The 7,462-nt window shown below is 72.0% G+C and carries 7 protein-coding genes; 4 read left to right on the forward strand and 3 right to left on the reverse strand.

Annotated features, from left to right (window positions below):
- Nucleotides 1–16 precede the first annotated feature (16 nt).
- From purE to AC07XP_RS17540, 3 genes are read left to right on the forward strand one after another with little or no spacing between them, the layout of a single operon-like run.
- Nucleotides 17–562, forward strand: a complete 546-nt coding sequence (gene purE / locus AC07XP_RS17530; protein ID WP_139700722.1) for a 5-(carboxyamino)imidazole ribonucleotide mutase — start codon at nucleotides 17–19, stop codon at nucleotides 560–562.
- Complete coding sequence (locus tag AC07XP_RS17535) at nucleotides 559–1,761, forward strand: 5-(carboxyamino)imidazole ribonucleotide synthase (RefSeq protein ID WP_354348075.1); 1,203 nt, start codon at nucleotides 559–561, stop codon at nucleotides 1,759–1,761. The genes purE and AC07XP_RS17535 overlap by 4 nt, the downstream gene beginning before the upstream one ends.
- Nucleotides 1,758–2,759 carry an L-threonylcarbamoyladenylate synthase gene (locus tag AC07XP_RS17540; protein ID WP_495265388.1) on the forward strand — a complete coding sequence of 334 codons (1,002 nt, stop codon included), beginning with the start codon at nucleotides 1,758–1,760 and terminating at the stop codon, nucleotides 2,757–2,759. The genes AC07XP_RS17535 and AC07XP_RS17540 overlap by 4 nt, the downstream gene beginning before the upstream one ends.
- Nucleotides 2,760–2,791: 32 nt before the next feature.
- Here the strand turns inward: AC07XP_RS17540 and AC07XP_RS17545 are convergent, their stop codons facing one another.
- The 3 genes from AC07XP_RS17545 to AC07XP_RS17555 all read right to left on the reverse strand — a co-directional run bounded on the left by AC07XP_RS17545 (nucleotide 2,792) and on the right by AC07XP_RS17555 (nucleotide 6,543).
- Nucleotides 2,792–4,393 carry an alpha/beta hydrolase family protein gene (locus tag AC07XP_RS17545; RefSeq protein WP_495265391.1) on the reverse strand — a complete coding sequence of 534 codons (1,602 nt, stop codon included), beginning with the start codon at nucleotides 4,391–4,393 and terminating at the stop codon, nucleotides 2,792–2,794.
- 133 nt (nucleotides 4,394–4,526) lie between these two features.
- Nucleotides 4,527–5,948, reverse strand: coding sequence for a D-alanyl-D-alanine carboxypeptidase/D-alanyl-D-alanine endopeptidase (dacB, locus tag AC07XP_RS17550; RefSeq protein ID WP_495265389.1), 1,422 nt, complete (start codon nucleotides 5,946–5,948; stop codon nucleotides 4,527–4,529).
- Nucleotides 5,949–5,955: 7 nt separating this feature from the next.
- A complete protein-coding gene (locus tag AC07XP_RS17555) occupies nucleotides 5,956–6,543 on the reverse strand; it encodes an NUDIX hydrolase (RefSeq protein ID WP_139700716.1) in 588 nt (195 codons plus the stop codon).
- A 78-nt stretch (nucleotides 6,544–6,621) separates the two neighbouring features.
- On the opposite strand from AC07XP_RS17555, the gene AC07XP_RS17560 reads away from it, so the two are divergent.
- Nucleotides 6,622–7,389 carry a DeoR/GlpR family DNA-binding transcription regulator gene (locus tag AC07XP_RS17560; protein ID WP_062481934.1) on the forward strand — a complete coding sequence of 256 codons (768 nt, stop codon included), beginning with the start codon at nucleotides 6,622–6,624 and terminating at the stop codon, nucleotides 7,387–7,389.
- Nucleotides 7,390–7,462 lie beyond the last annotated feature (73 nt).

A 7,462-nucleotide genomic window follows, 5' to 3' on the forward strand; every position in this document is an offset into this window, starting at 1 on the left:
ACGTAAAATTGAAACCATGAACGAAACCATTCAGGTCGGTGTAGTGATGGGCTCGAACTCCGATTGGGAGACGATGCGCCACGCGGTCGAGATTCTCCAGCAATTCGGAATCAGCCACGAAGCGAAGGTGGTCTCGGCCCACCGGATGCCCGATGCGCTGTTCGCGTACGCCGAAAGCGCCGCCGGGCGCGGGCTCACGGCGATCGTCGCCGGGGCGGGCGGCGCGGCCCACCTGCCGGGCATGCTGGCGTCGAAAACCACGGTGCCGGTGCTCGGCGTGCCGGTGGCCAGCCGCCACCTGCAGGGCGTCGATTCCCTCTACAGCATCGTGCAGATGCCCAAGGGCGTGCCCGTGGCCACCTTTGCCATCGGCACCGCCGGCGCGGCCAACGCGGCGCTGTTCGCCGTGGCCATGCTGGCGGTGAACAACCCGGCACTGCGCGCCCAACTCGACGCCTTCCGCACGGCCCAGACCGCCGCTGCCGAGGCCATGGTGCTGCCGCCGCCCGAAGCGGGCGCGGCGGTGTCGCCCTTCTCGCCGCAAGGCGGGGGTGCGCTGTGAGCACCGGTCATTCGGGCCATGCCGGCGATTTGCCCATCCTCCCGGGCGCCACGCTCGGCGTGCTCGGCGGCGGCCAGCTCGGGCGCATGTTCGCGCACGCGGCCCAGCGCATGGGCTACTTCACCGCGGTGCTCGACCCCGATGCCGACAGCCCCGCCGGCCGCGTGAGCCACCACCACATCCACACCGACTACGCCGACGTCGACGGCCTGGCCCGCCTGGCCGGCCTGGCCGACGCGGTGACGACCGAGTTCGAGAACGTGCCCGCGCCCTCGCTGGAGCACCTGGCGGTCGCGCGGCCGGTGTCGCCCGCCGCCTCGGCCATCGCCATCGCGCAGGACCGCATCGCCGAGAAGGCGCACTTCACGCGCTGCGGCGTGCCCTGCGCGCCCTATGCCGTCATCGAGACGGCGGAGCAACTGGCCGCCGTCGATGACCAACTGCTGCCCGGCATCCTCAAGACCGCCCGCCTGGGCTACGACGGCAAGGGCCAGCAACGCGTGAAGACGCGCGCCGAGCTGGTCGAGGCCTGGCAGGCCGCCGGCTGCGTGCCCTGCGTGCTCGAGAAGATGCTGCCGCTCGAATTCGAGTGCTCGGTGATCCTGGCGCGCGGCCGCGACGGCCAGATCGTGCACTTCCCGCCGCAGCGCAACCTGCACCGCGACGGCATCCTCGCCGTGACCGAGGTGCATCCGCAGAACATGCCCAAGACCGTGGCGCAGGGCGCGGTCAATTCCGCCAAGAGCATCGCCAGCGGCCTCGATTACGTGGGCGTGCTGTGCGTCGAGTTCTTCGCGCTGGCTGACGGCTCGCTGGTGGTCAACGAAATGGCGCCGCGCCCGCACAACAGCGGCCACTACACGATGGAAGCCTGCGACGTGTCGCAGTTCGAGCTGCAGGTGCGCACCCTCGCCGGCCTGCCGCTGACCGCGCCGCGCCAGCACAGCCCCGCCGTCATGCTCAACCTGCTGGGCGACCTGTGGTTCCCGGGCGGCGAAGGCGACGGCGCCAAGCCGGTCGCGCCGCGCTGGAGCGAGGTGCTCGCCCTGCCCGGCACCCACCTGCACCTGTACGGCAAGCTGGCGCCGCGCCGCGGCCGCAAGATGGGCCACCTGACCCTCACCGGCGCCACGCTCGAGAGCGTGCGCGCCAATGCCTCGCAGGCCGCGCTGCTGCTGGGCCTGCCGGCGCTCGCATGATTCTCGACGGCCACGCTCCCGACGCCATCGCCGAGGCCGCGCGCGTGCTGCGCGCGGGCGGACTGGTCGCCTTCCCGACCGAAACCGTCTACGGCCTGGGCGCCGACGCCAGCAGCGACACCGCCGTCGCCGGCATCTTCGTGGCCAAGGGCCGGCCGGCCGACCATCCGCTGATCGTCCACGTGGCGGCGGGCGCCAAGGGCGCGCAGGCGCTGTCGCGCTTCGCCCAGCCGCTGCCGCCTTTCGCGCAGAAACTCGTGCAGGCCTTCTGGCCCGGCCCACTCACGCTGATCGTCACGCGCCAGCCCGGCGTGGGCACGGCGGCGGCCGGCGGGCAGGACACCATCGGCCTGCGCTGCCCCGCGCACCCGGTGGCGCAGGCGCTGCTCGAAGCCTGCGCCGAGCAGGGCGTGCCCGGCCTGGCGGGGCCCAGCGCCAACCGCTTTGGCCGCGTCAGCCCGACCACGGCGCAGCACGTGCACGACGAGTTCGGCGACGCGCTGCTCGTCGTCGACGGTGGCGCCTGCGAAGTGGGCATCGAATCGACCATCGTCGACTGCAGCCGCGGCGCGCCCGTGCTGCTGCGCCCGGGTCTCATCACGCGCGACCAGATCGAGGCCGCCGTCGGCGAGCCGCTGCGCGACCGCGAGGTGCTCGACACGCCCGACCCGCGCGCCTCGGGCACGCTGGAGGCGCACTACGCGCCCGACGCCAAGGTGCGGCTGATGGACCCCAAGGCCATCCAGACCGGCCTCGACGTGCTCGGCGCCAACGCCGCGCACATTGCCGTGTGGACGCGCAGCAACGTGCGCAGCCGCTCGCAGCGCGTGCTGCTGCGGCGCATGCCCGACGACGCCGCAGCCACCGCGCAGCAGCTGTTCGCGGTGCTGCGCGAGTTCGACGCGCAGGGCGTGAAGCTGATCTGGGTCGAGACGCCGCCCGACACGCCCGAGTGGGAAGGCGTCAAGGACCGCTTGCAGCGCGCTGCAGCGGCCTGATCCACGCCTGATCGGCTGCTTGGCCGCGGGGCTCAGCCCCCGGCCGCCAGCACACCCTGGAAGAACCCGCGTGCTGCCGCCAGGCAGAACGGCGGCGCCAGCGTGCCGTGGTAGGCCGCGGTCACGGCGCGCGCTTTGTCGGCGGCGCTGCCCGGCGTGCTCTGCGTCAGCAGGTCCTTCGCTTGCGCGAAGCCGGCGCGTGCCGCCGAATAGCTGTCGGTGGTGCCGCGGTCTTCCAGGTCGACCACCGCGAGCGCGGCGGCCGGCATGCCCTTGGCGCGGAAGTAGCCGGCCGTGGCGCGGGTGCTCAGGAAGTTCACGGTCGGGTCGTTCGCGCCGCTGCACAGCAGCATCGGCTTGGTCGGCACCCAGTTGCGCAGGTCGTTGGCGATGGCTGCCTTGCGGAAGCCCGTGGCCGGCTTGCAGTCCAGCGGCGAGGCCGAGCCGAGCGACGCGGCCGTGGCCGGCAGCGCGTTGCCGGGGCAGGGGTTCGACTGGATGTCGGTGGCCGCCTGCGTGAGGAAGCTCTGCTTGATGAGGTTGTTGGCGCCGTAGAAGATCGCCAGCTCGGGGCTCACCGGGCCCGGCTTGCCGTCGGCCGGGAACAGCGCCAGCTGCGGCAGCTTGCCGCTGGAGAACAGCGTGCCCGGCGTGAGGGTGGGCAGCAGGGTGTCGATGCCGGTGGCGTACTGCGCTTCGTAGACGTCGCTGGTGCTGTTGTAGACGTTGCCGAACTGCTGCTGCCAGCTGGTCGACAGCAGCGGCACGAACAGCGTGGCGCCCAGCGCCGGCCAGCCCAGGTAGGTGTAGTCGGTCAGGAGGCTGATGGCCGAGGGCGCGGCCAGCGGGGCCGAGGCCGTCACCGTTTTGCCGGTGGCCTGCATCTCACGGTGCGCGGCCATCGCCACGTAGCCGCCCTGCGAATAGCCGGTGATGAACAGCGAGCCGGCATCGTTCGCGCCGATGTCCGAAAAGGTCTTGCGCGCCGCGGTGAGCGCATCGACCATGTCCTTGCCCTGCTGCTCGCCGTTGAGGTACGGGTGGTAAGGCAGCGTCGACTTGTCGTAGCCCGCGTAGTTGGGCGCCACCACGATGTAGCCCTGCGCCGCGAACATGGCGGCCACCATCAGGCCCTCGCCGGCGGCCGGCTGGGTGGTGTCGGTCCACTTGGCGAGGTTGTAGTTGCGCGCCGGCGTGGTGCCGTGCGCGTACAGCACCACGGGGCGCGCGCCGCTGCAGGCCACGTCGGAACCCGAGGGCACCATGATCGCGGCGGTGGCGTTGGTGGCTTCGTTCTTGCCGCCGACGGTGCGGTATTCGAGGTAGCGCATGTCGACGCCGCACTTGGGCGCGCCAGTGACCTGCAGCAGCGCCTTGCCCTGGTCGGAGGCCTGCAGGCTGGCCCTGAACTGGTCGGCCGTGAGCTTGGTGCCCTGCTCGGGCGGGCTGGTGACGACCGAGCCGCGCCCGGTGTCGCTGCCGCCGCCCGGCGGCGGAAAGCCGATGCCGATGCCGCCCCCACCGCCGCCCCCACCGCAGGCGGCGAGCAGCAACGTGGCGCCAGCGAGCGTCGCCGCGGCGGTGACCCGGCGGGCCGGGAAGGACGAGGGCTGTGAATGCCGTGGGTGCTGCAAGGTCAAGGCGCGTCTCCTGGAGTTGTATCGAAAACGAACGAGCGTCCGATTCTGGGCAGCGCCATGGCCGCGCGCAAGCAGCGTTTGCGAGCAGAACCTATTCAGTAGCGGGGCAGCTCGGGCCCCGTCCGAATCACTGGTCCTGCGCGGTCCAGTCGATCAGCGCGTCGAAGGCGGCGCGCGCGGCGCCGGCGTTCTCGCCGTTGGCGATGGCCACCAGCACGTAGCGCCGGCCGCTCGCGCCGTGCACGTAGCCGGCCACGCCCGAGGCGTCGCGCAGCGTGCCGGTCTTCAGGTGCGCCGCGCCGCCCGAGCGCAGCGTGCGCCGCTTGAGCGTGCCGTCCACGCCCATCGCGGGCAGCGAGGCCACCAGCTCGGGCATGACGGGCGAGCGCCACGCCACCTGCAGCATCTTGCCGAGCGCGGCGGCGCTGATGCGCTCGTCGCGCGACAGGCCCGAGCCGTTCTCGAACACCGGCGAGGCCTCGCCGGTGCCGATGCGTTCGCGCCACCACTGGCCCAGCGCGCTGCGCGAGGCCTCGAAGGTGCCGCGCTGCTTCTGCGTGAGGCCCAGCGTGAGGAACACCTGCTGCGCCATCACGTTGTTGCTGTACTTGTTGATGTCGCGCACCACCTCGGCCAGCGGCGGCGACTCGAAGTCGAAGGCCGGCTTCAGGCCCGCGGGCACGCGGCCCTCGCGCATCTGACCGCCCACGCGCCCGCCCATCTCGGCCCACATGCCGCCGATGGCGCGCAGGCTGTAGGTGCGCGGGTCGGCGTAGGCCACGGCCCAGCTCTTCTCGCCGCAGCCCGTGGGAAAGCCGCCGTTGAAGCGGATGCGGTTCACGTCGCTGAAGTCGGGCTTGAGCGCGCCGCGCCAGTCGCCGCATTCGCCGGGCGCCAGCGGCACCGTGGGCGGCATCGCCACGCTGGCCAGCGGGGGCTCGTAGCTCACGCGCGCGTACTGGCCGGCGCGGTCGGGCGCGAAGGTCATGTTGACCGACTTGAAGTTCACCAGCAGCGCGTCGGGCGAGGCGTTGTAGGGGCGCAGCGGCTCGCCGTCGAAGGCGGCCGGGTCGTTCTCGACCGTGGTCTCGAAGGCGCTGCGGTCGATCACGATGTCGCCGCTCACGGTGGTGATGCCCAGGCCCTGCACGTGGCGCAGCAGCAGCCATACGCGCTCCAGCACCAGCTTGGGGTCGCCCTGGCCCTTGATGTAGAGGTTGCCGTTGAGCACGCCGTTGGCCACCGAACCCTCGACGTAGACCGGCGTGTTCCAGCTGTAGGCCGGGCCGAGCAGGTCGAGCGCCGCGTAGGTGGTCACCAGCTTCATGATCGAGGCCGGGTTCACCGGCACCTGCGAGCGCCAGGCCAGGCGCGGCGCGCGGCCCGCGTCGGCATCGGCCACGAGCAGGGTCACGGCCTCGCGCGAGACCTTGGCGCGCGCGAGGGCGGCATCGACTTGAGGCGGAAGGGCTTGCTGGGCGAAGGCGCCGGCCGGGGCCAGCAGGGAGAGGGTCAGTGCGAGGGGCGCAGGGCGGAAGGCAAGAGGCATCCGCGGATTATCCCGGCGCGAAAACGTGCAGCTTCGCGTGGTACAGCAGCATGATCGTCTTGGCGTCGGCGATGCGGCCGTCGGCCACCATGGCCAGCGCCTCGTCGATGCCCAGCTCGAGCACCTCGATGTCCTCGCCCTCCTCCGCCAGCCCGCCGCCTGCGCCCACGCGCATCGAGGCCTCGTAGGGCGCGACGAAGAAGTGCAGCTTCTCGGTCACCGAACCCGGGCTCATGAAGCTCTCGAACACCTTCTGCACGGTGCCGAGCCGGTAGCCCAGCTCTTCTTCCACCTCGGCGCGGATGCGCTCCTCGGGCGCGGCGTTGTCCAGCAGGCCCGCGGCCGCCTCGATCAGCAGGTCGTCGTGGCCGTTGACGAAGGCCGGGTAGCGGAACTGCCGCGTGAGCAGCACCGTGCGCTGGCCCAGGTGATAGGGCAGCAGCGTGGCGCCGTTGCCGCGGTCGTAGGTCTCGCGGTGCATGCGCTGCCACTCGCCGTCGTTGCGCCGCCAGTCGAAGGCGGTGGTGCGCAGCGTGTACCAGTTGTCGGACAGGAGGGTGACTTCGTGCACCCGGACGCGGTCGTGAATGGTCATGGCGGCGAGCATAGAACCGAGTTCGTGCAATATCAAGAAGATTCGTGCAATAACGTGCAAACACGTTACCATCGGCCCATGCTCACCCGACCGCGCAAGCAACACATCCTCTCGGTCCTGCGGCGCGACGGCCAGGTCGTCGCCAAGGCGCTCAGCGAGGAACTGGCCCTGTCCGAAGACACCATCCGCCGCGACCTGCGCGAGCTCGCGGCCGAAGGGCTGCTGCAGCGCGTGCACGGCGGCGCGCTGCCGGTCGCGGCGGCCGAGGCCGACTTCAGCGGGCGCCAGCAGCTCGCGCCCGACGAAAAAGTGGCCATCGGCCGCGCCGCCGCGCGCCTCGTGAAGCCGGGGCAGGTGGTGTTCATCGACGGCGGCACCACGGCCGTGCAGCTGGCGCGCCACCTGCCGCTCGCGCTGCAGGCCACGGTGGTCACGCACAGCCCGTCGGTGGCGGTCGAGCTGGCGGCGCACGCCGGCATCGAGGTGGTGCTGATCGGCGGGCGCCTCTTCCGGCATTCGATGGTGGCGGTCGGCGCGGCGGCCATGGCGGCCATTTCGCGCATCCATGCCGACACGTATTTCATGGGCGCCACCGGCGTGCACGCCGAGGCGGGCCTGACCACGGGCGACGCGGAAGAGGCCGAGATCAAGCGCGCCCTGATGGCCGCGGCGGCCGAGACCGTCGTGCTGGCCTCGTCCGAAAAGCTCGGGGCCGCGTCGGCGTGGGTGGTCAGTCCGCTGACAGGCGCGACGCAGCTGCTGGTGGCGCCGCAGGCCCCCGAGCAGGCGCTGGCGCCGCTGCGCGCGGCCGGGCTGGCGATCCTGCGCGCCGATGAGGCCGGCTGATTCGCCCCGCCCCTGCGCGGCCGGGGCCTGCCCTCGATAATGGCGGGATGCCCGCCGCGCCCCCGCAGACCTC

The sequence above is a fragment of the Variovorax sp. GW531-E2 genome (genome assembly GCF_059423125.1).

Coding starts and splice junctions, on each gene's coding strand:
- purE (WP_139700722.1), top strand. CDS start 17: ATGAACGAAACCATTCAGGTCGGTGTAGTGATGGGCTCGAACTCCGAT.
- AC07XP_RS17540 (WP_495265388.1), top strand. CDS start 1,758: ATGATTCTCGACGGCCACGCTCCCGACGCCATCGCCGAGGCCGCGCGC.
- AC07XP_RS17555 (WP_139700716.1), bottom strand. CDS start 6,543: ATGACCATTCACGACCGCGTCCGGGTGCACGAAGTCACCCTCCTGTCC.
- dacB (WP_495265389.1), bottom strand. CDS start 5,948: ATGCCTCTTGCCTTCCGCCCTGCGCCCCTCGCACTGACCCTCTCCCTG.
- AC07XP_RS17560 (WP_062481934.1), top strand. CDS start 6,622: ATGCTCACCCGACCGCGCAAGCAACACATCCTCTCGGTCCTGCGGCGC.